Genomic DNA, 618 nt, shown 5'->3' with positions numbered 1-618 from the left:
GCAGAGGTAATTCCTTCCGAAAGAAAGATCGAAACAGAGATCCTTTACAATAAGTATGACATCTTTAGAAATCTTTTTTCATGGTACATGCTTGCCGGGGTATTCATGTTGATCTTCGTGATCTTCCAGATATTTAAAGACAGTAAGATCATTCGCGGCCTTATAACGGTGAGTAAGGTGGTCATCATTATCCTGTTCATCCTGCATACCGCAGGCCTCATTGGCCGCTGGTATCTTTCAGGTCACGCTCCATGGAGTGATGCCTATGAATCTATGATCTATGTGGCATGGGCAACGATGCTCTTTGGGCTACTCTTTGGAAGGAAAAGTGACCTCACCATCGCCTCAACTGCTTTCGTGACCTCAATGATCCTTATGATCGCTCACTGGAACTGGATGGATCCATCAATCGCTAACCTTGCACCTGTACTTGATTCTTACTGGTTGATGATCCACGTATCTGTGATCGTGGGAAGTTACGGGCCTTTTACGTTGGGAATGATCCTGGGAGCTGTAGCCTTGCTTCTGATGATCTTTACCACAACTAAGAACAAGAAGAAGATGGATCTCACCATCAAAGAGATCACGATCATTACCGAAATGGCTCTTACCATTGTG

At 44.5% G+C, this 618-nt stretch carries 1 protein-coding gene; it reads left to right on the top strand.

Going from position 1 to position 618, the window contains the following annotated elements; translation table 11 throughout:
* A partial coding sequence (locus HC175_RS16360) for a cytochrome c biogenesis protein (RefSeq protein WP_168139452.1) occupies positions 1–618 on the top strand: 618 nt, incomplete at both ends.

The organism is Salinimicrobium oceani (genome assembly GCF_012037645.1).
The sequence above is the reverse complement of the archived record's forward strand: the minus strand, read 5'-3'. Positions and strand labels throughout refer to the sequence as shown.